General features: G+C 70.8%; 21 protein-coding genes. 12 read left to right on the forward strand and 9 right to left on the reverse strand.

Annotated elements, in window-relative coordinates; all coding sequences use genetic code 11:
* Both QMG73_RS43595 and QMG73_RS43600 read right to left on the reverse strand, forming a co-directional pair.
* Nucleotides 1-445 (reverse strand): hypothetical protein (locus QMG73_RS43595; RefSeq protein ID WP_281905719.1); only part of this gene is annotated, 445 nt, incomplete at its 3' end.
* 26 nt (nt 446-471) lie between these two features.
* Complete coding sequence (locus QMG73_RS43600) at nt 472-2,085, reverse strand: AAA family ATPase (protein WP_281905721.1); 1,614 nt, start codon at nt 2,083-2,085, stop codon at nt 472-474.
* Between the two features lie 97 nt (nt 2,086-2,182).
* Between QMG73_RS43600 and recD2 the strand changes: the two genes are divergently transcribed.
* Nucleotides 2,183-4,384, forward strand: a complete 2,202-nt coding sequence (recD2, locus tag QMG73_RS43605) for an SF1B family DNA helicase RecD2 (RefSeq protein WP_281905723.1) — start codon at nt 2,183-2,185, stop codon at nt 4,382-4,384.
* Between the two features lie 124 nt (nt 4,385-4,508).
* Nucleotides 4,509-5,663, forward strand: coding sequence for a PQQ-dependent sugar dehydrogenase (locus tag QMG73_RS43610; RefSeq protein WP_281905725.1), 1,155 nt, complete (start codon nt 4,509-4,511; stop codon nt 5,661-5,663).
* A 9-nt stretch (nt 5,664-5,672) separates the two neighbouring features.
* Here the strand turns inward: QMG73_RS43610 and QMG73_RS43615 are convergent, their stop codons facing one another.
* Both QMG73_RS43615 and QMG73_RS43620 read right to left on the reverse strand, forming a co-directional pair.
* A complete protein-coding gene (locus QMG73_RS43615) occupies nt 5,673-7,193 on the reverse strand; it encodes a multicopper oxidase family protein (RefSeq protein WP_281905727.1) in 1,521 nt (506 codons plus the stop codon).
* Nucleotides 7,194-7,209: 16 nt separating this feature from the next.
* A complete protein-coding gene (locus tag QMG73_RS43620) occupies nt 7,210-8,103 on the reverse strand; it encodes an RNA polymerase sigma-70 factor (protein WP_281905729.1) in 894 nt (297 codons plus the stop codon).
* A 175-nt stretch (nt 8,104-8,278) separates the two neighbouring features.
* Between QMG73_RS43620 and QMG73_RS43625 the strand changes: the two genes are divergently transcribed.
* The gene (locus QMG73_RS43625; RefSeq protein ID WP_281905731.1) at nt 8,279-8,785 is read left to right on the forward strand and encodes a carboxymuconolactone decarboxylase family protein; all 507 of its coding nucleotides are present in this window, start codon (nt 8,279-8,281) and stop codon (nt 8,783-8,785) included.
* A gap of 93 nt (nt 8,786-8,878) precedes the next feature.
* Nucleotides 8,879-9,283 carry an SSI family serine proteinase inhibitor gene (locus QMG73_RS43630; protein WP_281905734.1) on the forward strand — a complete coding sequence of 135 codons (405 nt, stop codon included), beginning with the start codon at nt 8,879-8,881 and terminating at the stop codon, nt 9,281-9,283.
* Nucleotides 9,284-9,404: 121 nt separating this feature from the next.
* On the opposite strand, the gene QMG73_RS43635 is transcribed toward QMG73_RS43630, so the two are convergent.
* From QMG73_RS43635 to QMG73_RS43645, 3 genes are all read right to left on the reverse strand, one after another.
* Nucleotides 9,405-9,746 carry a hypothetical protein gene (locus QMG73_RS43635; protein ID WP_281905736.1) on the reverse strand — a complete coding sequence of 114 codons (342 nt, stop codon included), beginning with the start codon at nt 9,744-9,746 and terminating at the stop codon, nt 9,405-9,407.
* A gap of 345 nt (nt 9,747-10,091) precedes the next feature.
* On the reverse strand, nt 10,092-10,835 hold the full coding sequence (locus tag QMG73_RS43640; RefSeq protein WP_281905738.1) for an SDR family NAD(P)-dependent oxidoreductase: 744 nt from the start codon (nt 10,833-10,835) through the stop codon (nt 10,092-10,094).
* A 68-nt stretch (nt 10,836-10,903) separates the two neighbouring features.
* Nucleotides 10,904-11,647, reverse strand: a complete 744-nt coding sequence (locus QMG73_RS43645) for a carbon-nitrogen hydrolase family protein (protein WP_281905740.1) — start codon at nt 11,645-11,647, stop codon at nt 10,904-10,906.
* 58 nt (nt 11,648-11,705) lie between these two features.
* Between QMG73_RS43645 and QMG73_RS43650 the strand changes: the two genes are divergently transcribed.
* The 5 genes from QMG73_RS43650 to QMG73_RS43670 all read left to right on the forward strand — a co-directional run bounded on the left by QMG73_RS43650 (nt 11,706) and on the right by QMG73_RS43670 (nt 16,450).
* Nucleotides 11,706-12,587 (forward strand): class I SAM-dependent methyltransferase, encoded by an 882-nt coding sequence (locus tag QMG73_RS43650; protein WP_281905741.1) that lies wholly within the window; start codon nt 11,706-11,708, stop codon nt 12,585-12,587.
* Nucleotides 12,588-13,166, forward strand: coding sequence for a TetR/AcrR family transcriptional regulator (locus QMG73_RS43655; RefSeq protein ID WP_281905743.1), 579 nt, complete (start codon nt 12,588-12,590; stop codon nt 13,164-13,166).
* 169 nt (nt 13,167-13,335) lie between these two features.
* Nucleotides 13,336-14,916 carry a DHA2 family efflux MFS transporter permease subunit gene (locus QMG73_RS43660; protein WP_281905744.1) on the forward strand — a complete coding sequence of 527 codons (1,581 nt, stop codon included), beginning with the start codon at nt 13,336-13,338 and terminating at the stop codon, nt 14,914-14,916.
* 204 nt (nt 14,917-15,120) lie between these two features.
* On the forward strand, nt 15,121-15,387 hold the full coding sequence (locus tag QMG73_RS43665) for a hypothetical protein (protein ID WP_281905745.1): 267 nt from the start codon (nt 15,121-15,123) through the stop codon (nt 15,385-15,387).
* Nucleotides 15,388-15,484: 97 nt separating this feature from the next.
* Nucleotides 15,485-16,450, forward strand: a complete 966-nt coding sequence (locus tag QMG73_RS43670) for a ParB/RepB/Spo0J family partition protein (RefSeq protein WP_281905746.1) — start codon at nt 15,485-15,487, stop codon at nt 16,448-16,450.
* 3 nt (nt 16,451-16,453) lie between these two features.
* Here QMG73_RS43670 and QMG73_RS43675 read toward each other — a convergent pair whose 3' ends face one another.
* Nucleotides 16,454-18,238 carry an ABC transporter ATP-binding protein gene (locus tag QMG73_RS43675; RefSeq protein ID WP_281905748.1) on the reverse strand — a complete coding sequence of 595 codons (1,785 nt, stop codon included), beginning with the start codon at nt 18,236-18,238 and terminating at the stop codon, nt 16,454-16,456.
* Nucleotides 18,231-20,078, reverse strand: coding sequence for an ABC transporter ATP-binding protein (locus tag QMG73_RS43680; RefSeq protein WP_281905749.1), 1,848 nt, complete (start codon nt 20,076-20,078; stop codon nt 18,231-18,233). The genes QMG73_RS43675 and QMG73_RS43680 overlap by 8 nt, the downstream gene beginning before the upstream one ends.
* Nucleotides 20,079-20,279: 201 nt before the next feature.
* Here QMG73_RS43680 and QMG73_RS43685 point away from each other — a divergent pair, with 201 nt between their 5' ends.
* Genes QMG73_RS43685 through QMG73_RS43695 form a run of 3 tightly spaced genes read left to right on the forward strand, consistent with a single transcriptional unit; the run spans nt 20,280 to nt 23,524 of the window.
* Complete coding sequence (locus QMG73_RS43685) at nt 20,280-21,560, forward strand: helix-turn-helix domain-containing protein (RefSeq protein WP_281905750.1); 1,281 nt, start codon at nt 20,280-20,282, stop codon at nt 21,558-21,560.
* Complete coding sequence (locus QMG73_RS43690; RefSeq protein WP_281905751.1) at nt 21,557-22,486, forward strand: ornithine carbamoyltransferase; 930 nt, start codon at nt 21,557-21,559, stop codon at nt 22,484-22,486. Before QMG73_RS43685 ends, QMG73_RS43690 begins: the two co-directional genes overlap by 4 nt.
* Nucleotides 22,487-22,489: 3 nt before the next feature.
* Nucleotides 22,490-23,524: a pyridoxal-phosphate dependent enzyme gene (locus QMG73_RS43695; RefSeq protein ID WP_281905753.1), complete on the forward strand. Its 1,035-nt coding sequence runs from the start codon at nt 22,490-22,492 to the stop codon at nt 23,522-23,524.
* Nucleotides 23,525-23,735: the final 211 nt, after the last annotated feature.

The raw sequence follows: 23,735 nt of genomic DNA on the forward strand, positions 1-23,735 counted from the left end.
CCCGTCCGACCGCGAAGACCAGGCGTACGCCGGCGTCCTCTGTGATCGTCTCCGACTCCAACGAAAACCCCGCGGCGGGTGCGCGTTCGCGTAGCCGTTCCAGTACGGCTCGTTGTACCTGACGTCCGTAGCCCACGTCGACCGCTCGGATGATCTCCACTGCCCGGGACTCGTCGACGTCTCCGGTGAAGTGTGCCGACCAGACGCCTTCGGCGTCCCGGGCGAACGCCGCCCGTACGCCGGCCCATTGCGCGGCGATCTCACGTTCGTCGGCGGTCACCGCCGCACCCGTCTCCTCAAGCGCCGCGGCCAGTAGCCGCTCGTCGCGCATCCGGGTCCGTACCTCGCACACCACCTGCCCCGTCCCATCGTGCGCGGGCCGGACGCCGAGCACGGCGTCGATCGCCGCGATGGTCCGCGGGGTGAGGATCAACGAGATACTCACCGGCCGCTCCCTTCTGCCCGCTTGTCTCAGAACTCGACGACCCGGCCGCCGCCGGTATGCGTGACCGCCACGCCTGGGCTGGAGTCCCAGTCCTCGGCCGCCGTCGCGGCCACGGCGCGGGTGGTGGCCCAGTCACGGAGCGCGCCGATCCGCTCCGCCTGCGTCACGCTCAATGGCACCATATTGGCGACGGCCCGGATCAGGTCGTCCTTCACCAGCGGCCGCCGGGCGGCGAACGCCTCGAACAGGCCGCTCACCACCGCCTGCTCGATCTCGGCGCCCGAGTAGCCCTCGGTCAACGCGCAGAGCTCCGTCAGCAGCGGTTCGTCGACCACGAGGGCGCCGGCGGCGGCAGGGGCGCGCAGCCGGCGGTTGAGGTGCACGGTCCAGATCGTCCGGCGCTCGACCCGGGTCGGCAGGTCGACGAAGAAGACCTCGTCGAACCGTCCCTTGCGCAGCAGCTCGGACGGCAGCCCTTCGATGTTGTTGGCGGTGGCGATCACGAACACCGCCCGGGTCTTCTCCTGCATCCAGGTGAGGAACGTGCCGAACACCCGAGCCGAGGTGCCGGAGTCCCCGGCGGCGTCGGCCCTGAACCCCTTCTCGATCTCGTCCACCCACAGCACGCACGGCGAGGTGGCCTCGGCGGTCCGGATCGCGGTGCGCAGGTTCTGCTCGCTCGACCCGACCAGGCCGGCGAAGACGCGCCCGACGTCGAACCGCAGCAGCGGCAGCTCCCACGTCGCCGCGACCGCCTTCGCGGTCAACGACTTGCCGCAGCCCGGTATCCCGGTGATGAGGATGCCCCGGGGCGCCGGCAGCCCGTATTCGCCGGCCGCCGCCAGCCACGCCCCGTCGCGCTTGGCCAGCCAGCGCTTGAGCGTCTCCAGGCCGCCAACATCGGCCAGGTCGATGTCGGCGTCGACGAACTCCAGCAACCCCGCCTTGCGTACCGCCTGCCGCTTCTCCTCGTGCACCACCGGCAGGTCGTGCATGTCCAGTACACCGTCGTTGACGATGGCACGGGCGAACGAGTTCTCCGCCTCGTGCAAGGTGAGCCCGACGGCGGCCTTCGCGAACCGTTCCCGGCCCACGCCGTCCAGGTCGATGCGGATCCGGCCACTCGAGACGTTCGCGGCGATCAGGTTTTCGAGGACGACCCGGATCTCCCGCTCCGCCGGCAGCGGGAAGTCGACGATCGTCACGTCCCGGTCCAGCTCGGGTGGGATGCACAGTAGGGGGGACACCAGGACGAGGGCGCGCGGTACCGGGCCGGACCTGAACGCCGCCGCTATGTCCCGTAGCCGCCGGATGACCCCGGGTTCTCCGGAACGTCCGCCGCAGCCGAGGTATGGGTGGAGATCCCGCAGGACCACCACACACGACTCGTCCAGGCGCAGTATCACGTCCAGCACTGCCGCCGGGCTTGTCGTGCCGTTTCGCGCGGCGCCATCCGGCCCCACCAGTCCTTCGGTCGCTGACCAGGTCCAGACCCCGCGCGGGGTGCGGACCTGCGCGCTGTCGCGGGCGGTGGCTACGATCTCGGCGAGGACTCGCTGCTCCTCGTGCGACTCGACATAGAGGACAGGAACCCGGGCCTTCAAGAGTTGCGCCAGCTGAGCCCGGAAGCCTTCCGACACCAGCGTTGCCCCTTTCCGTCTGACCGACAGCAGACTGTATCAACATCAACCAACCCGGTTCGGTCCCGCGATGGCGGGCGATGTGAGACTTGGTGCCGTGAGTGGTGCGGTGCTCGAGGCGGTGCTGGAACGCATTACCTTCGCCAGCGAGGAGACCGGGTACACGATCGCGCGGGTGGCCACCGGGCGCGGTGGTGACCTGCTGACGGTCGTGGGTGCGCTGCTGGGCGTCCAGCCGGGGGAGAGCCTGCGGCTGGTGGGGCGGTGGACGTCGCATCCGCAGTACGGGCGGCAGTTCCAGGTCGACTCGTTCACCACGGTGCTGCCGGCCACGATCCAGGGCATCGAGCGTTACCTCGGCTCCGGGCTGATCAAGGGGATCGGGCCGAAGATGGCCGCCCGGATCGTCGAGCACTTCGGCGTCGACACGCTCCAGGTCATCGAAGGCGAGCCGGGCCGGCTGGTGGAGGTACCGGGGCTCGGTCCGAAGCGCACCAAGATGATCGCCGACGCGTGGGAGGAGCAGAAGGCGATCAAGGAGGTGATGGTCTTCCTGCAGGGCGTCGGGGTGTCGACGTCGCTGGCCGTGCGGATCTACAAGAAGTACGGCGACGCGTCGATCTCGGTCGTCAGGAACGAGCCGTACCGGCTGGCGTCGGACGTGTGGGGCATCGGGTTCAAGACCGCCGACACGATCGCCCAGGCGGTCGGCATCCCGCACGACAGCCCGCAGCGGGTACGGGCCGGCATCCAGTACACGCTGTCGGAGGCGGCCGACGGTGGGCACTGCTACCTGCCGGAGCCGAACCTGCTGGCCGACGCGGCCGAGATCCTCGGCGTACCGGCCGAGCTGGTGCGCCAGTGCCTGGAGGAGTTGGCCGGCGAGGAAGGCGTGGTGCGCCACGCCGTGCCGAATCCGACCAACGAGGGCGCCACGATTCCCGCGGTGTACCTGGTGCCGTTCGACCGGGCGGAGGCCAGCCTCGCGGGGAGCCTGCTGCGGCTGCTGGGCGGCCGCGAGGACAGGATGCCGGCGTTCGCGACCGTCGACTGGACCAAGGCCCTGGCCTGGCTGCGGACCCGCACCGGCGCCGACCTGGCACCCGAGCAGGAGCAGGCCGTCAAGCTGGCGCTGACCGCGAAGGTGGCGGTGCTGACCGGCGGGCCGGGCTGCGGCAAGTCGTTCACCGTCAAGTCGATCATCGCGCTGGCGGCGGCGAAGCGGGCGAAGATCGTGCTGGCCGCACCGACCGGGCGCGCGGCGAAGCGGATGACCGAGCTGACCGGCCACCCGGCCGCCACCGTGCACCGGCTGCTGCAGTTGCGCCCCGGCGGCGACCCCACGTACGACCGCGACAACCCGATCGACGCCGACCTGGTCGTGGTCGACGAGGCGTCCATGCTCGACCTGATCCTGGCCAACAAGCTGGTCAAGGCGGTACCGAGGGGCGCGCACCTGCTCCTGGTCGGCGACGTGGACCAGTTGCCGTCGGTCGGCGCGGGCGAGGTGCTGCGCGACGTGCTCGCCGCCGAGGACATCCCGCGGGTGCGGCTGACGAAGATCTTCCGCCAGGCGCAGGAGTCGGGCGTGGTGGTCAACGCGCACCGGATCAACGCCGGGCAGCCGCCCGAGTTCACGGCGTACCCGGACTTCTTCCACTTCCCTGTCGACGAGCCGGACGCGGCCGCGGACCTGGTCGTCGACGTGGTGGCCCGCCGCATCCCGCGAAAGTTCGGGATCCGGCCGCGCGACATCCAGGTGCTCACCCCGATGCACCGCGGGCCGGCCGGCGCCGGCAGCCTCAATCTCGCGCTGCAGGAGGCGATCTCGCCGCATCGGGAGGGCGCGCCGGAGCGGCGGCACGGCGCCCGGGTGTTCCGGATCGGCGACAAGGTCATCCAGATCCGCAACAACTACGACAAGGGCGCCAACGGCGTCTTCAACGGCACGGTCGGCGTGGTCACCGCCCTGTCCGGCGAGGACCGGCAGCTCGTCGTGCGCACCGACGAGGACGAGGACATCGAGTACGACTTCGACGAGCTCGACGAGCTGCAGCACGCGTACGCGATCACCGTGCACCGCTCGCAGGGCTCGGAGTACCCGGCGGTGGTGGTGCCGGTGACGATGGGCTCGTACATGATGCTGCAGCGCAACCTGCTCTACACCGCCGTCACCCGCGCCAAGAAGCTCGTCGTGCTGGTCGGCTCCCGCAAGGCCCTCGCGATCGCGGTGCGTACCGCCGGCACCGGCCGCCGCCACACCGCCCTCACCCACCGCCTCACCAGCACCGCTCCATAGGGGACACACCGTTTATCGATCTTGTGGTAAAAACACCATGATGATGGCCAATCGATGGGCCGGTCTCGCGGTCGCCACAATGGTGCTTCTGTCGGCGTGCGGCAGCGATGGCGACTCTGCGGGGGTGGGGCCGACCGGGAGCCCGGCGCCCTCGACCAGCGCGCCGCCCACGAGCCCGGTGCCCACGGCTCGGCCAACGCCCAGCCCTGTCGCACCGCCGCCCGCCGCGCAGCTGGCCAAGTTGAAGCTCACCGCCACCAAGGTCGCCGACGGGCCCGAGCTGCTCACGTCGATCGCCTGGCGGCCCGGCGACCCGAAGCCGTATGTGGCCGATCAGGAAGGCAGGGTGTTTCGGCTCGACGGCTCGAAACCGGTGCGGGTGCTGGACTGGACGTCCCAGGTGGTCGACTGGGTGCAGGACTCCGAGCGCGGCCTGATGGCCATGACCTTCGACCCGGCCGACGGCCGGATGGTCCTGGGCTACCGCGACAACGCCAACTTCACCCGGATCGTGTCGTTCGCGGTCGGTGCCGACGGCGTGCCCGATCCGGGTTCCGTGCGGGAGATCCTCAACGCGAGGCAGCCCGGGTTGGGACACAACATCGGGCAGTTGGCCTTCGACTCCGACAACAACCTGTGGATCTCGATGGGCGACGGTGGCGCCAGCCGGGGCGCCGACGCGCAGGACCCGACCAAGCTGCTCGGCAAGATGCTGCGGATCACCCCGAACCGCAACGACAAGGGCTACACGGTGCCGCGTGACAACCCGTTCGTCGACGACCCCAAGGTCCGCGACGAGATCTGGGCCGTGGGGCTGCGCAACCCGTTCCGGTTCTCCATCGACCATCCTACGGGCGACATCTGGATCGGCAGCGTCGGCCAGGACACCTACGAGACGGTCTACCGGCTCAAGCGCACGCAGGCCGGCGCCAACCTGGGATGGCCGCGCTGGGAAGGCACGAACGAGCTCAACTTCAGCCGGAAATTCAAGGTGCCGGACAACGCGGTGAAGCCGATCCACCAGTACAAGCACAAGGGCGGCGCGGCGGTGATCGGCGGCTACGTCTACCGGGGCAGCGCGATCCCAGGACTGGCCGGCGCGTACCTGTTCATGAACTTCTACCGTCCGGTGTGGGCGATGGGGAAGGGCGGCACGAAAGGGGTGGTCGCGCTCGACCTGAAGCTGCCCAGCCACCTGACCTCGTTCGGTGAGGACCCCGACGGCGAGCTGTGGATCATCACGCTCCGCGATGGGATCTACAAGATCGTGCCGGCCTGACCGCCGGCCTCACTTCCGGTAGCCGAGAGCCGCCGTCATGCCGGACTCGGCGTGGTACACGTTGTGGCAGTGCAACACCCACAGGCCAGGGTTGTCCGCCTTGAACAGCACCGACACCGTCTCCTCGACCAGGACGTTGACGGTGTCCTTGCGGGGGCCGGCTGTCGATCCGACCGCGAACGTGTGGCCGTGGAGATGAATCGGATGCCACATGTGGGCGGCGTTGACCAGATCGAGCTGGACCAGCTCACCGGCGCGGATCGGGACCAGGTGCTCGGTCAACTGCTCGTGGGTGAGCGGGCGGCCGTTGAAGCCCCAGCTGTAGCCGGTCGTGCCGCCGGTCAGCTCCATCTGGATGACCTGGTCGGGTTGCCGGTCGTCGAGCCGGACCGAGTCGGCGGGCTCCAGCTCGTGGTAGCCGACGATGTGCCCGTTGAGCGCGGCGGGGCGCACCTTCGGTTTGGGTGCCGTGCCGCCACCGGTGCGTACCAGCCCGAACGCCGCCCCTTTCTTGCCCTCGGCGAGCGCCACCAGTGGAAACACGCCGTCTCGCAGATCGACGAGGACGTCGTATCGCTCGCCCATGCCCAGCAGCAGCGCGTCGGTCTTTACCGGTTTGACCGGGAACCCGTCGGTGTGGGTGACAGTCATCCGATGCCCACCCAGCGCCACCCGGAACGCCGTGTCGGCGCCCGCGTTGATCAGTCGCAGTCGCACCCGGCCGCCCGGCCGCGCCCGGAAGGTCTCGGGGCTGGTCGGCAGCCGCCCGTTGAGCAGGTAGTGCGGGTGGGTGACATCCCCACCCGGGCCGCCGAGCACGTCGCTGTTGCCCTCTCCGCCCTGCTCGCCGTGGCCGGGCCCGCTCTGTAGCTTGGCCAGCGCGGCGTCCGGCGTGCCGGCGACACCGTCGAGCCAGTCGTCGAGCACCACCGTCCACTCGCCGTCGTATTCGAGTGTCTCTTGTGGATCGTCGACGAGCAGGGGAGCGTAGAGTCCGCGGTCGAGCTGGGCGCCGGAGTGCGGATGGAACCAGTACGTGCCTGGATGCGGGGCGGTGAACTCGTACGTGAACTCGGCACCGGACGCGACCGGTGGCTGGGTCAGGTGCGGCGCGCCATCCGCGTCGTTGCGCAGCGCGATGCCGTGCCAGTGCAGGGTCGTCTCGGCCGGCAGCCGGTTGACGAGGGTCGCGCGGACCACCTCGCCGGCGGTGACCCGCATCGGCGGACCCGGTATCCGGCCGCCGTAGCTCCAGGTGTCGACGATGCGACCACCGAGGTCGACCTTCCCCGCGGTGGCGGTGAGCCGGAAGTCTCGCACCCGGCCCGGTTTCCGGCTGGCCTCGGCGGCGCGCACCTCGGCACCGGTCGGTGACACGAAGCCGTCTGGTATCGCCAGGCCGCCAGGTGAGGCGCCGCTTCCATGATGGACGGTGGGGGCCGGGCGGTCAGGGTCGCAGGCCCCCAGCAGGCCGGCGCCGCCAGCTGCCAGGCCGGCCCGCAGCAGAGTGCGGCGGCTAGTCGACGTCACCGCGACAGGCTACCGTTTAGCGGCTCACCGCGGTTTCCCGTTCGATGCGCGACAGCTTCTCGGGGTTGCGCACGATGTAGAGCCCGCTGATCAGTCCGTCGTCGATCCGCACCGCCACGACGTTGTCGACCTTCCCGTCGAGCCGGACGATCAGAGCCGGACCACCGTTGACCTGTGCCGGCTCCACAGACGCAAGACCGGCGATCCTGGGCAGGCCCACGGACAGCAGCCGCGACACCTTGTCGTACCCGACGATGGGGCGCACCACGGCCTGCACCACGCCGCCGCCGTCACCCAGCATCACGACGTCTGGCGCGAGCTGGTCGACCAGGCTCTGCAGGTCGCCGGTCTCGACCGCCCGCCGGAACGCTTCGAGCGCGCGGCGGGACTCGTCGGCCGACACGACCCCGCGAGGTCGCCGCTCGGCGACGTGCGCCCGTGCCCGATGCGCGATCTGGCGTACCGTGGCCGGGGTCTTGTCGACGGCACCGGCGATCTCGTCGTAGTTCAGGTCGAAGACCTCGCGCAGCACGAACACCGCCCGCTCGGTGGGTGTCAACGTCTCCAGCACCAGCAGCATCGCCATCGAGACGCTGTCGGCCAGCTCGACGTCTTCGGCCACGTCGGGCGCGGTCAGCAGGGGCTCGGGCAGCCACGGGCCGACATACGACTCCTTGCGCCGGCCGAGCGTGCGCAGATGGGTCAGCGCCTGGCGGGTGGTGATCCGCACCAGGTATGCCCGCTGGTCGCGCACCGTCTCCAGGTCGACGCCCGACCAGCGCAACCAGGTCTCCTGAAGCACGTCTTCCGCGTCGGCCGCCGAGCCCAGCATCTCGTAGGCGACCGTGAACAGCAGGTTGCGGTGAGTGACGAACGCCTCGGTGGCGGGGTCCAGTGCTCGCTCGCTCATTGCCGGCTCCTGCTCCATCGCCTTCGACTGTCCCACACACACGACGCCGCGTTTCGCCACCCCGTGACATCCGGGACCGGTGGCATAGGCCACATCGCCACGCCGTCACGGCGGCCGCGGCGCCGGCATCTCCTGTTCGACCGGTACACGCGGCACCACGAGTGAGGAATTAACCATGGAACTGCGCTTCAACCTCTTCGAGAACGAGATCGGCGGCAAGTTCGCCAAGCGCTTCGCCAACGCCGGCCTGCTGGTGCAGCAGTCGCCGCTGCCGAAGACGATCCAGGAACTGGTGTCGCTGCGCGCCAGCCAGATCAACGGCTGCGGCTTCTGCATCGACATGCACGTCAAGGAGGCCGCGGCCGCCGGTGAAACGCCGGTCCGGCTCCACCTGGTCGCCGCCTGGCGCGAGGCCACCGTGTTCACCGAGGCCGAGCAGGCCGCGCTCGCGTTCGCGGAGGAAGGCACCCGCCTCGCCGACGCCTACAATGGAGTATCCGACGAGACCTGGGCCCTGGTGCGCAAGCACTTCGACGACAACCAGGTCGCCGCGCTGGTCTGCCTGGTCGCCCTCATCAACGCGGCCAACCGGCTCGCCGTCATCCTGCACCAGCAGGGCGGCTCCTACGAGCCCGGCATGTTCGCCGCCGCTGTATCGAGCTCACCGTCTACTGAGGACTAGGCCGACGTCGTGGCACGAATGTCGCCGGATCGTCACCCGGGCCGCTCAGGCTATAGGCGAGGGAATCCGTCATAGCGCAGGGGAGTGGCGATCATGCATGTGCGACGACTTGCCAGTACGTTCGCGGCCGCGATGTTTCTCGCGGCCGCTGTCGCGTCGCCCGCCGCCGCGGCCGACGAGCCGGGGGCGGTCCTTGACCTCTCCTGGAGCGCGCCAGCCGCGTCCAACCAGGTGTTTACCACCACCCTGACCTGCCACCCGGCCGGCGGCGGGGAGGAGTGGTACCTGGATCCAGTACTGGCCTGCGGCGACCTCACGGCGGCGGGCGGCGACTTCGAGGCACTACCCGGACGGCTGCTCAGCTGCGAGGGCGTGCAGGGCGCGGCGATCCGCACCACCGCCTCCGGTCACTGGTTCGGCCAGCCGGTGAGCTACGACGAGCTGCACGCGAACTGGTGCGAGGTCCGAAAGAAGCTCGGCTGGGTCTTCATTTTCTGATTCATCGAGATTTGGGCTGCCGCGACGTCCGTCGAGGGTGAGACCGCTGCTCCCGCGGCCTCACCCTCCGCGGCACACGACCCATTGTGGACAGACGCCAGCCGCCGCCGCGCCCGGGTCTTCAGCTGTCGAGCCCGGCGAACCGGCGGGCCAGGTCGCGATGCCACGCCGCCACCCGCACCGCCTCGTCGTACGACACGGCGAGGCCGGGCAGCCGGGCGAACTCGTCGAACTGCTTCGCCATGAGCGCGTGCCGCCCGTGGGCGTACTCCCGGCAGGGCAGGCAGGTGACCCGCTCCGGCGAGGCGGATGTCATCGCCAACGGCGCCCGCACACCGCACCCGGTCGTGACGGTGGCCGGCACATCACCGGCGAGGCCGAACGCGGACGCCAGGATGTCGCGCGCCACCACGTCGCTGCCAAGCTTCACATCGACGTGAATGTGCGGATCAATACCATCCACCCGTCCACTACACCACACGGCCCGCGTCGCACCGCACCGCGCCGCCCCCCGCACGCCGATCAAGGGCGTATGCACGTGGTTGGATCTCTTTTCCGCGTGTATACGCCCTTGATCCATGCGATTGCCCTTGATCGGCGCGCACCGCGCACCGCGCGGCGGCACGCCGCTGCCAACCCCTCAAACCCCGACGGCTGGCGCCAGATCGCTGGGTTCGGCGGCCGTCGATCAAGGTAATCCGCGGGGATCAAGGGCGAACGCACGCGGTTTCGCGATCCAATCACGTGCGTTCGCCCTTGATCGGCGTACAGGGGGTGGGCCGGGGGCGGGGGGTGGGGCGAAGCCCCGTTAGATGGTGAAGCCGCCGTCTACGTTGACGGTGGCGCCGGTGATGTAGCGCCCATCCGGGCTGGCGAGGAACGCCACCGTGGCGGCGACGTCGTCCGGGGTCGCGAAGTGGCCCAGGGCGGTGAACCCGTTGATCGTGGCGGCGTTCGGGCCGTCGGCGGGGTTCAACTCGGTGTCCGTGGGCCCGGGGTTGACCAGGTTCACGGTGATCGCCCGGGGGCCAAGTTCCCGGCCGAGAGCCTTGGTCAGGCCGATCAGCGCCGTCTTGCTCATCGCGTACAGGGAGAAGCCCGGAAACACGGCCCGCTCGGCCACGTTGCTGCCGATGTTGACGATCCGGCCGCCGGCCGACATGTGGCGCACCGCGGCCTGGGAAGCGACGAACGGCGCGCGGATGTTGACCGCGACGGTCCGTTCGAACTCTTCCAGGCCCAGCTGCTCCAGCGCTCCCAGGTCGAACGCGCCGGCGTTGTTGACCAGGATGTCCAGCCGGCCCAGCTCGCCGGCGGCCCGGTCGATCGCGCCGGCCACCGCCGCCGGATCGGCGCTGTCGGCCTGTACCGCCACCGCGCGCCGGCCCGCGTGCTTGATCCGGTCTACCACCTCGTCGGCTCGCTGGCGGTTCTGCTGGAACGTCAGCGCCACATCGGCGCCGTCCTCGGCCAGTCGCAGGGCGACTGCGGCGCCGATCCCGCGTCCACCACCGGTTACGAAAGCCACCTTGCCATCAAGTGCGTTGCTCATGCCCCAAGCCTGGTCCGCGACGGCGTGATCGTCTGGCGGGGATCGGACGCCGCGTTCGGGGGCCGCCGTCAGCCGTTAGCTGACCGGCCGGAAGGCGCCTTGTGCCTAGCCGGCACGAGTGTCGTCCGCACCAGCTCGCCGGGCTCCGCGCCGGCCTGCGCGAGCAGCGTGCCGTCGGGGGCCCACACCGCGGATGCGCCGGCGGCCCGGTCGAAGCCGCCTCCGGTGGAGCCGGCGTAGCTGGCCGTGGCGACCCACACCTGGTGGTCGGCGATGACCCGCCGAGCCCGTTCCGCCGAGTGTGCCTGGCCGGCGTGGTCGAGGACGGCGGCGACGTAGACGTCCATGCCCAGCGCCGCGGTGGCCGCGTCGTGCTCGGGGAAGGCGGTGTCGCGGCAGATCGCCAGGCCCAGCCGCCAGCCCTCGACGTCGAGCACCGCGGGCCCGTCGCCGGGGCTGAAGCGCTCCTCGGAGTCGTGGACGTGCACCTTGTCGTACGCCACGCGCGCGCCGCCACCATCCACGGCCAGCAGTGCGATGTGCTCCCGGCCCGCGTCGCCGCGGACGGGGGCGCCGACCAAGGCGGTGGCTCCCGTTTCGGCGCACGCCTCGACGATCGGCGCCAGCCGCGGGTCGGCGGCGGTGATCGCCGGCGCGTCCAGCTCGTACCCGGTCAGCGACATCTCGGGGAAGACCACCACGCGCGCCCGCGCGGCCCGGATGGTGTCGGCGTGCGCGGCCGCGTTCGCGACCACGTCGTATCCGATGGTGCGGGGCTGGGCGACGGCGACGACGATCGGCTGGCGGCGCATGAACAAGATCCTAATGCGGGCTAGAAAAAGTGGACGTTCATTCATTATTATCGGACGGGTGCAGAACAAGACGAGTCGCACCGCGGAGCAGGTGGCGTTGTTCCGCGCGCTGGAGACCGCGCGCCACCACGACAGGATCTTCGACGACCCGTACGCGGCGAGGTTCCTGCACGGCGGCTTCCGGCTGGTCGCGAGCCTTGCCCGGGTGCCAGCCATCGGCCGGCGGCTGGAGCGGTACATCGACGAGCGTTGGCCGGCTGGGCCGCGCGCCTCGGCCGTGGCGCGCACCAGGCTGATCGACGACCGGGTCAGCGCCGCTGTCGCCGCCGGCGCCCGGCAGGTCGTGCTGCTCGGCGCCGGGTACGACAGCCGGGCCTACCGCCTGCCGGCGGCGGCCTCGGCCCGGGTCTTCGAGGTCGACCACCCGGCGACGCAGGCCACCAAGCACCGGCTGGTGCGGGCCAACGTGCATCCGGCGCGCCGCGCGCACGTGCGGTTCGTCGCGGTCGACCTGATCACGGAAGATCTCGCCGCCGCGTTGCGACGAGACGGCTTCGCCGATCTCGAACCCACCGTCGTGGTCTGGGAAGGCGTGACGAACTACCTGACCGAGGAGGCGGTCGACGCGGTACTGCGGCAACTCGCCGCCATCACCGCCACCGGCAGCCGGCTCATCTTCACGTACGTCGACCGCGCCGCCCTGGACAGTCCCGGCGACTTCCCGGGCCTCGCGGACTGGCAGGGCGCCGTCCGCGCCGGCGGTGAACCGTGGACGTTCGGCTTCGACCCGGCGGACCTGTCCCGCTACCTCGCCGACCGGGGGATGCGGCTGAGCCTGGACATGTCGGCGCGCGACGCGGCGATCCGCTACCTGACGCCGCTGGGCCGGCACGAGCCGGCCGCCCCGTTCTACCGCATCGCCGAAGCGGAGATCCAGTAGATGCCCAAGGTCAGCGACGCCTACCTCGCGGCCCGCCGCCAGCAGATCCTCGACGCCGCCGCGGCGTGCTTCGCCCGCGACGGCTTCCACCGCACGTCCATGCAGGACATCGTGCGGGAGTCGGGCATCAGCGCCGGCCTCGTGTACCGGTACTTCGCCAGCAAGGACGACATGATCACCGCGATCGTGGCCGACTGGCATGAGCAGCGCCAGGCCCGCCTCACGGCCGTCGACGACGCCGATGGCATGGCTTCGGCGTACCTCCAACTGCTGCGCTCGGTCGGCGACCCCGCGACGCGCGACGACCTGCGATTGGGTGTGCAGGTCTGGGCCGAAGCCGTCCGCAGCCCCGCGATCCGCGAGCTGGCCCGGCGCGGGGTCGACGGCCCGCGCGCCGCGGCGGCTGCCCTGATCCGCGACCGGTGGCGGGATCCCGACATCGACCCGGATTCGCTCGCTCGGGTCTTTGTCGCCATCTACCAAGGGCTCGTGCTCCAGAGCGTCTGGGATGAAACGGTTGATAACGACGCATTCGTGCGCACCCTGGCGAGACTCGTGGAAACCTCGCACGTGACCTAGCACACGTCTTCGCGGGTCGGCCCGCCCAGGAGTGTGAGACGGTGTGACCATCGGTTGCACGGGCGTGTCACCTGCTGACAAATTCCTTCGCCAGGGTTCGCGCAGGTATGTAGCGTGACTCGCGCCCGCGTCGCCCTCGCACGCCGGCCACCTGGACCTGGAGATTTGTGTGACCAACCAAGCCGCAGCACCACCCAACAAGCTAGACGCTGCCGTCCTCAAGGTCGCCGGTGTGGTGGTCCTGGGCGCCATCATGTCGATCCTCGACATCACGGTCGTCAGCGTCGCGCTGCCGACCTTCCAGACCGAGTTCGACGCCACGTACGCCGAGGTCGCCTGGACCATGACGGGCTACACCCTGGCGCTGGCCACAGTGATCCCGCTCAGCGGTTGGGCGGCTGACCGGTTCGGCACCAAGCGGCTCTACATGCTGGCCGTACTGCTGTTCACGCTCGGCTCCGCCCTCTGCGCCACGGCCGACTCGATCGGCCAGCTCGTCGCGTTCCGGGTCCTGCAGGGCCTGGGCGGCGGCATGCTCATGCCGCTCGGTATGACGATCATGACGCGCGCCGCGGGGCCGGACCGGATCGGCCGGCTGATGGCCGTCCTCGGCATCCCGATGCTGCTGGGCCCGATCGGCGGCCCGATCCTCGGCGGCTGGCTGATCGAGGCGCGGAGCTGGCACTGGATCTTCCTGATCAACGTCCCGGTGGGCGTGATCGCCCTGGTGTACGCCTACTTCGCGCTGCCGAAGGACAACGCCGAGCCGTCCGAGTCGTTCGACTTCATCGGCATGCTGATGCTCTCGCCGGGTCTCGCGCTGTTCCTCTACGGCGTCTCGTCGCTGCCGGAGACCGGCACGATCACCGCCACGAAGGTGTGGACGACCATGCTGGCCGGCGGCCTGCTGGTGATCGGGTTCATCGTGTACTCGTTCAAGCCCCGGCACCCCCTGCTCGACCTGCGGCTGTTCCGCAACCGCAACCTGGCGATCGCGTCGCTGTCGCTGTTCGTGTTCATCATCGCGTTCATGGGCGCCGGCCTGCTGTTCCCGAGCTACTTCCTGCAGGTACGCGGCGAGTCGACCCTCCACGCCGGCCTGCTGATGGCGCCGCAGGGCATCGGCGCGATGCTGACGATGCCGATCGCCGGCATGCTGGCCGACAAGATCCCGGTCGGCCGCACCGTGCCGTTCGCGATGGGCCTGATCGCCGTCGGGTTCTTCACGTTCACCCAGGTCGGCACCGACACCTCGTACGTGCTGCTGTGCGGCTCGCTGTTCGTGATGGGTCTCGGCATGGGCGGCACGATGATGCCGATCATGACGTCGGCGCTGCGCACGCTGGCCAGCCACGACGTGGCACGCGGTTCGACGCTGACCAACATCCTCCAGCAGATCGGCGGCTCCGTCGGTGCCGCGATCATGTCGGTGATCCTGACCAGCCAGCTCAACGGCTCGGCTCCGGTCCCGGGGCTGACCGACCCGAACACCGGTGAGCCGATCACCGAGGCGGGCGCGGCCATCGCCAACCAGCACGGCGCGCAGATCCCGCTGCCGCCGGACGTCCTCCAGCGGGGCCTTGCGTACGTGGCCGACTCGTTCGCCACCACGTTCTGGGTCGGCTTCGCGCTGGTACTGGCGACGTTCATCCCGATCGCGCTGCTGCCCCGCAAGCGGGAGGTCTCGCACCTGCTGGACGACGTGGAGGGTGACGGTGCCGCCGCGGCGACGCCGACGTTGATCCACTAAGGACGATCGCAAGGCCGCCGGCCAGTACCGTCAGATCTCACGACGGTGCTGGCCGGCGTCGTTGAGCCCGGTCATCGCCTCCGGGTCCGGACTGGGCGAGTTCGACGGGTTCAGCGAATAGTTACAACCTTCGATCAAGCCTTGGCGCGCGAGATCGACATCCAGCTATCTTCTGGGAGATGTCGCGTAGCCGGAGGAGGCTCGATGCGTAGAGTGCGGATGGTTCTTGCGATCGTGGGTGCCAGTGGGGCGCTGGTGGCCGGTGCCGGTGTGCCGGCACACGCGGCGGCGCCGGCTGGTCGGGCGGCCACGGCTGCCGCGTCGTACCTCTTCGGCTACTACTACACGCTCGAAGCCTGCCAGTACTTCGGCAACAGTCTTGTCCAAGGCGGAGCGTTCAGCTCGTACAACTGCTGGTACCAATGGCACCCGACCGACAATCGGGGGTACTGGTACCTGTACGTGTACTAGGGCGGACCTCGCGGAGAGTTAAGCGTGACTGACGGGCAGTCGAGCGTCGTCCTGGGCAGCGACTCTCTGGCCCTGACTGCCGAAACACGGAGGAGTCATGGCAGATCAAGAGGATTCGTCCTGTCCTCATCGCGACGGTGTCGTCCGCGTCCGGATCGGCGACCTCGCTGGCACGGACACGGTGCGGCTCGACGGGGTCGACGAGGAGCATGCCCGAGCGCTGGCCGAGATCGACGAGCTACCACCGATCCTCGTGCACTGCGGCACGATGCGGGTCCTCGACGGCGCGCATCGGTTGCGCGCCGCCGAGCTGCGGCAGCGCCAGGAGATCGCCGCCACGTTCTTCCACGGCACCGCTGAAGAGGCGTTCCGCCTCGCCGTCAAGTCCAACGTCACGCACGGCCTGCCGTTGACGCTGCGCGACCGGCAGGAGGCGGCGGCGCGGATACTGCGGTCCAACCCGATGCTCTCCGACCGCGCGATCGCGGCCACCACAGGGCTGGCGGGCAAGACGGTCGGTGCGATCCGGGCCCGCACCGACGGCGCGGCGGCACTGGCCCGGCTGGGCCGCGACGGCAAGCTCCGGCCGCTCGACGCGACGGAGGCCCGGCGGATGGCCGCCAAGGTGCTCGCCGAGCGCCCCACGTCGTCGCTGCAGGAGATAGCGCGAGAGGCGGGCGTATCGGTGGGGACGGCCCGGGACGTGCGGGCCCGGGTGCTCGCCGGGAAGGACCCCGCGTCGACCCGCGACCGCCAGCACGTGACCGCCGTGTCGCGCCCCCGCCCGCCGCGCGACAGCCCGGCCGCCAGCTCGCTGGACGCCGCTTCCGTACTGGAAGGGCTGATGCGCGATCCGTCCCTGCGGTACACCGAGGCGGGGCGCACGCTGCTGCGCTGGCTCGGCGGCTCGTCGTCGCTCATCGCCGCGAACTGGCGCGAGACGCTCGACGGCGTCCCGCCGCACTGCGCGCCCCTCGTCGGGCAGTTGGCCCGCGAGTGCGGCAAGGCGTGGATCGAGCTGGCCTACGAGCTGGAGCGGCGGGGGACCGGCCCGGCCGAGTGAGTCCTAGCGGTAGGCGCGAGACTGCAGCTCGTACAGGGTGGCGTACAGGCCACCGGTCGCGATGAGCTCCGCGTGGCTGCCGCACTCGCGCACCTTCCCACCGTCGAGGACGACGATGAGGTCGGCCATCCGGACGGTGGAGAAGCGGTGCGAGATCAGCAGCGTGATGGCGCCGTTCCGGCTGCCCTGGCGGGCCGCCTCGGCGAACCGTTCGAAGAGGGCGTGCTCGGTGTGCGCGTCCAGGGCGGCGGTCGGCTCGTCGAACACCACGAGCAACGGCTCGTCGCGCATCAGCCCGCGGGCGAGCGCGAGCTTCTGCCACTGGCCGATCGACAGGTTCTCGCCCTGGTCCCACGCGCTGCCTAGCTGCGTGTCGAGCCCGTGGGGCAGGTGCGCGGCGACGCTCGCCGCCCCGGCCCGGGAAAGGGCCGCCTCGACGGCCGGCCGCTCGTCCATCCGGGGCAGGTCGCCGACGCCGACCGTCTCGAAGGCCCGGAACTCGAACGAGGCGAAGTCCTGGAAGGCGGGCGCCACCCGGGCCCGCCACCGCGCGGTCTCGAACCGGTCCAGCGCGACACCGTCCACTGTGATCTGCCCGGATCGGGGCGGGTAGAAGCCGCACAACATCTTGACCAATGTGGACTTTCCAGCGCCGTTCTCGCCCACCAGGGCCACCACCGTGCCGGCCGGCAGCCGCAACGACGTACCGGAAAGGACGTCGCTGTCCGCGCCCGGGTACCCGAAGCGCACGTCCCGCAGCTCGATCCCGTCGCGCAGCGCGGCCGGCACCGGCGCGGGCTCGTCGACCGCCCGCCGCGCCCCGCTCGCGTACTCCGCCAGCCACCGGAACCGCCGCGCCACCTTCATGACGAACAGGAACTCCGTGCCGTACGCCACCGCCAGGCCGATGGTGCCGGTCATCTGCATCGCCAGCCCCGCGACGAGCGCGACGTCGCCGGCGGTGGCGCGCCCGTCGAGCGCGAGGCGGAGCACCAGGACGACGCCGCCGATGTAGCCGAGCACCAGTACCACGCCGTCGATGACCGACAGGCCGGCGCTGCGCCACTCCGCGCGGTTGCGCCCGCGCAGGACCGTGTCCGACGTGTCGTGATGCCGGTCGAGCACGTTGCCGGTGACCCCGAAGACGCGCAGCTCGCTGCCGGCCGACGGCGACGTACCGAGGTCGAACAGGTGGCGGCGCAGGCGTTCCGGCTCGCTGGTCGCCTCCTGGGCGGCCACCTGCACGTCGCGCCCCACCTTGCCGAGCCAGAACGACAGCACCGACAGCACGGGCAGCAGCAACAGCAGCGGGTGCACGCCGGCGAGCAGGACGCCGGTCACGCTGAGTGTCGCGGCCACCCGCAGGACGCCCGCCGTGGCGTTCACCATGCCCGCCAGCCGGCCGTGCTCCTCGCGGATCTGGTGCACCTTGTCCAGGTACTCGGGGTGCTCGTGGTGGGTCAGGCCCTCGGCGCCGCCCACCAGCCTCATCAGCCGGAGACTGACCAGCGCGTCAGCCTTCTCCATGACGGTGAACAGGCAGTCGACGTAGTAGAAGACGCATACGAGGGCGCCGCCGGACAGCAGCGCCATCATGGCGGCCGCGAACATGCCCAGGCCCAGGTCCTTTGTGGACACCGCGTCGACGAGCAGCTTGGCGCCGAGCGCCGCCACCGGCATCGCGACGGCGAACACCAGGCCGGTCAGGAGCTGGAAGGTGGCGTGCCAGGGCGCGGCGCGGAAGCCGATGCCCAGCACGCCGGCGTACGCGCGGATCGACTCACGCATGATCGGGCTCCAGCGGGGTCAGGAAGCGGGCCGCTTGCAGGTGGAACATCCGCGCGTACAGGCCGTCCAGCGCGATCAGCTCGTCGTGGGTGCCGTCTTCGACGATCGCGCCGCGCTCGACCACCACGATCCGGTCCGCGCGGCGCACCGTCGAGAACCGGTGCGAGATGAGGATCGTGGTGAGGCCGCTCGTGAGTTCGAGGAACCGCTCGTACAGCTCGGCCTCCGCGCGCACGTCCAGCGCCGCCGTGGGTTCGTCCAGGATGAGTACCCGGGCGCCGGCGTCGACCGCGTACAGCGCGCGGGCCAGCGCCACGCGTTGCCACTGCCCGCCGGACAGGTCGGTCCCGCCGGTGTACTCCGGCGACAGGATCGTGCGCCAGCCGTCCGGCAGTTCCTCGATCAGCGACAGGGCGCCGGCGCGCTCCGCCGCCGCGCGTAACCGGTCCGGGTCCGGGGGGACATGCGCCGCGCCCATGCTGACGTTGTCCGCCGCGCTGAGGTCGTACCGCGTGAAGTCCTGGAACAGCACGCTGACCCGGCGCCGCCAGGCGGCCAGGTCGAGGTCCGCGAGGTCGTGGCCGTCCACGCTGACCGTGCCGGCCGTCGGCGGGTACAGGCCGCAGAGGAGCTTGACGAGCGAGGTCTTGCCGGCGCCGTTCTCGCCGACGATCGCCAGCGACCGGCCCGCGGCGATGGTCAGGTCGACCCCGCGCAGCGCCTCGCCGGCCTGGCCCGGGTAGCCGAACCGCACCCCGGACAGGCGGATCTCCGTGGCGGGGGCGTTCGCGGGCGGGTTCCGGCGGTCCGCCGCGTCCACCGGTGCCGCGCCGGCGAGCCGGGCGTCGAGGGCGAGAACCTTCGGCACCGACACGGCGGCGTAGGACAGGTGGGCGTTGTGGTCGTCGAACGCCGTGAAGTTGTTGGCGATGTTCAGCGCCTGGGTGAAGACGGCCAGGGCGGACAGGCCCAGGTCGCCGCGGACCGCCGCCCACACCAGCAGCGCGTAGGAGAGCAGGTTGATCGCGGCGATCACGCCGGTGGTACCCAGGACGCGGCTGGCGCGCGGGCGGCGCTCCTTCCACACCGGCTGGATCGCGGCGCGCCAGGTGGCTTCGAACCGGTCCGCCAGCCAGTCGAGCATCCCCCAGATCCGGACCTCCTTGGCCGCCGGCGCGGTGACGGCGACGTCCCGCAGGTACTCCGCGCGCCGCAGCGCGTCGCTCTGCCCGAAGCCGACCTGGCCGACGCGCACGTACTCGCGTTGCATGAAGTAGACGATCGCCGGCCACAGGGCCAGCCACAGCAGGCCGAGCCACCACTGGAACGCGAGCAGGACAGCGGCCCCGCCGAGCGCCCGCAGCCACGACGGAAGCACCATCGCCAGGCCCACGACGGCGAGGCTCGGGCGTCCGGACTCGTTGAGGCCGAGCCCGCGTACCGTCCGCAGCGCGGCCAGCACCTCCGGGTCCTCCAGGTGCGCGATCGACCCGGGGCGGCCGACCGCGGCCAGCAGCCGTTCCTGGAGGTGGCGGTCGACCTCGCGGCCGAAGGTGCTGGCCAGTGCCCGCAGCGCGGGCGACACGATCCGCTCCAGCGCCACCAGGGCGGCGACCAGCACCAGCAGGTCGACCAGCGTCCGGCCGCCGGCCGAGTCCAGCCCGCCGCGGACGGCCGCGGGCACGGCGCCGATCAGCAGGCCGATGGCGACGGCGATCGCGATCGGCAACGCCGACGACAGCAGGACGCCGATCAGGCCCAGGAGCGTCTTCGACCGGCTCACGTGCGGCAGCAGCCGCAACAGCGTCCACAGTCCGGCGAGCGTTGGCGGTAGTCGCATGCGGCGCATTCGGCACATTATTGGCCGTCCAATGTCGATCGTCAATCAAGTGTCGACCCCGTTCAACTGAGACCGGGTCGCAGTTGACTCGTCGTCGCCATTTTCCCGAAAGCTTCAATGACATGCCTCAATTACCTTGCTAGCCTCCGCTGAGCGCGTAACTGGGCTATCGCGTATCTCGCCTATTCAGCGGGGAGCGAAATGAAGCTTGGCAAGACCGTCGCAATGCTGCGCAAGGTTCGCGGTTGGACCCAGGAAGAGCTGGCGGAACGTTGCGGACTCAGTGTGCGGACCATCAGAAACGTCGAACTCGGTTGGGTGGAGAATCCGCGCCAGTCGTCGGTGAACCTGCTGATGCGGGCACTCGACGCCGAGGGCGTGGAGAGCAGCGCCCTCGGTCCGCCAGGTGGCACCCGGTGGCGCGGTGTCCCCGCTCCCCACCAGCCGATCATTGGGATGCGCCGTGAGCTGGAGGACCTGACCCGTACCGTGCTGACCAGCCGCCTGACGACGCTGCTCGGGTTCGGCGGGGTCGGCAAGACCCGGGTCGCGCTGGCGGCCGCGGCCACGGCGGCGGTGACGTTCCGGTACGGCGTCGCGCTCGTCGAACTCGGTGACATACCGGCCGAGACGCAGGGATCGGCGCCGCCGACGGCCCTGGTACTGGATCGGGTGCGCCGCGTCATCGACGACCGGCGCGGCTGGGACGAGCCCGCCCAGGACGGTGCCGTCGCCGACCAGCTCCTGGTACTCGACAACGCCGAGCACCTGCCGTCCGCGGTGACCGCCGCGGCCCTGATCCTGCTGCGCGACCACCCCCGCGTACACATCCTGATCACCACGCGACGGCCGCTCACCGAGCGCCTGGGCGCCAGTCGCGAGCTCGGGCCCCTCGCCGTCGAGCCGGCGCACGAGGTCCGTCCAGCGCAGCAGCGCGAACAGGGCGGCGAGGCGTCGCTGGCGCCGGCCGTCGAGCTGGTCCTGCGCAGGTCGGCAGCGGCGGTCGACCTCGGCCGGGACCTGCCCGCCGTCACCGAACTGTGCCGGCGGCTCGGCGGGATTCCCCGCGCCCTGGAGTTCGCCACCGAGCGCCTGCGCACCATCCCGATCCACGTGCTGCTGGCGTCCGGGCCGGCGCTCAGCGCGTTACGCACCAGCGACCATTCCCTGCTGCCGCACCAGCGGTCGTTGGGCGGCAGCATCCAGTGGAGCGTCGATCTGCTCTCGGACGACCACCGGCGCCTGCTGCGGCGGATCGCCGGCATGGCGACCACCCGGTTCAGCCTCGACCAGGTGGTCGACGAGGCGGGGCCGCCGCACCTGGCCATGGACAGCGCGCTGTGCCTGTTCTCCGACCTGGTGGACAACGCGCTGGTCGCCCCGGCCGGCGAGCTCTACGAGTACCGGCTGATGCCCTACGTCCGAGAAGTGATCTGTGCCGAAGAGACGCCACGGCACGCCTACGCCCTGGGAGCGAGATGATGCGCCACCTGCTCTCGATCGACGACCTGCCCGCCGAGGAGCTCGCCGGCATCGTCCGCCGCTCAGCGCGGTACGCCCTGGACGAACGCCCCGCCCGACCCGGCCCGCTGACCGGCGCGGTCGCCGGCATCTACTTCCGCCGGACGTCGACGCGGACCCGCACGGCGTTCACCGTCGCCGCGCTGCGGCTGGGCGCCGACGTGATCGCCTTCGGCCCGCACGACCTGCAGGAGAACACCGGCGAGTCCACATCGGATACCGGGCGGGTGCTGTCCTCGTTCCTGGACGTGTTCGTGGCGCGGACCGCCGACGCGCCGGCCGAACTGCGGACCATGGCCGACCAGGACACCATGGCCGTGATCAACGCGATGACCAGCGACGAGCACCCGACACAGGCGATCGCCGACCTGTCCACGCTCCAGACCCTGCGCGGCGGGCTCGACGGCGTACGGGTCTGCTACATCGGCGAGGGCAACAACACCGCGGCGGCGCTGGCGCTCGCCCTCGCCCGGGTGCCCGGCGCGCGCCTGCACCTGGTGACACCGCCCGGGTACGGGGTTCCCACGGAGACCGTCGCGGCGGCGGTCCGGGCGTCGGCGGCCACCGGCGCCCGGATCACCGAGTCGCACGATCCGGCGGAACTGCCCGACGACGCGGACGTCCTGTACACGACCCGGTGGCAGACCACCGGCACCGTGAAGGCCGACCCCGACTGGCGCACCGTGTTCGAGCCGTTCCGGGTGACGGGCGAGGTCATGAAACGCGTACCGGACGCGGTCTTCATGCACGACCTGCCGGCCCATCGGGGCGAGGAGGTCGACGCGGAGGTGCTCGACGGGGAGCGGAGCGTCGCGTTCACCCAGGCGCGGCACAAGCTCTTCAGCGCGATGGCGGTGCTGGAGTGGGCCGTCGCCGGTGCGGAGTGAGCCGTGATTAGACGCGGTGCCAGCACGTCGCTGGACGGCCTGCTGTCGGCGTCGTCCACCAACTCGCCACTGTCCCGGGTGGACGTCGCGTACCGGGGCAAGCACCAATCGATCTGGCTCAAACTGGAGATGCACAACCCCACCGGCTCCATCAAGTACCGGACGGCGCTCGGCCTGCTTTCCGCCCTGCATCGGGAACGCCCGCTGGGGCGCTCGGAATGGCTCATCGAGTCGTCGTCGGGCAACCTCGGCGTCGCGCTGGCGGAGATCGCCGGCGAGGCCGGCTGGCGGTTCCTCGCGGTCGTCGACCCGAAGACCCCGCAGACACTGCGGTCGCGGATGCTCGGCGCCGGCGCGGAACTCGCCATGGTGGACACTGTGGACGACTGCGGCGGGTACCTGTTGAGCCGGCTCGACACCGTGCGCCGGCTGCTTCGCGAGAGCCCGTCGCTACGCTGGACCGACCAGTACCACAGCACCGCCGGCTCGGCCGTGCACCAGACCTCCACGGTGCCGGAGCTGATGCGGCAGACCGGGGGACTGGTCGACGCCGTCTTCGTCGCGGTGAGCACCGGCGGCACCATCGCCGGCATCAGCGAGGGGCTGCGCCGGTTCGTGCCAGGTCTCGACGTGTACGCCGTCGACGTCGTCGGCTCGATCGCGGTCGACGGCGCCGGCCACCCGCACCTGCTGACCGGCATCGGGGCGACGCGCCGCTCGACCCTGCTCCGCCCGTCCCACTACACCCGCCTGTACCGGGTCGCGGACGTGGAGGCAATCGCGATGTGCCGCCTGTTCCGCCACGGCACCGGCCTCGGACTGGGCGCGTCCAGCGGCGCGGTCCTCGCCGGGCTCGTGCGCGCGCTGGCAGACGGCGTCGCACCGGCCCGCCCGGTGCTGATCAGCCCCGACGGCGAAGACAGCTACCTGGCGACGGTGTACGCCGACGATTGGCTAGCGAGCCGCGGAGTCCTACCGTCGGTCGAAGCCGCCGAAGCCCGAGCCCGCAACGACGGCCTCACGTTCACCCCCCACTGACCCCCACGCGCCGCGCCCCACGCGCCGCGCCCGCCCTTGCCGGTTGCCGTCGATCAAGGGCAAACGCACGTGCTTCGATCTCTTTTCCGCGTGCGTTTGCCCTTGATCGATGCGGATCTCCTTGATCGGCACCGGCTGAGCACGGATCCGGCGCCGCTTCAGCGTCCGAACGCTGTCGTCGGTCGGGCGCCGTTGGCGCGCCCGACCGACG

It is taken from the genome of Phytohabitans aurantiacus (genome assembly GCF_027923225.1).
GTDB lineage: Bacteria > Actinomycetota > Actinomycetes > Mycobacteriales > Micromonosporaceae > Phytohabitans > Phytohabitans aurantiacus.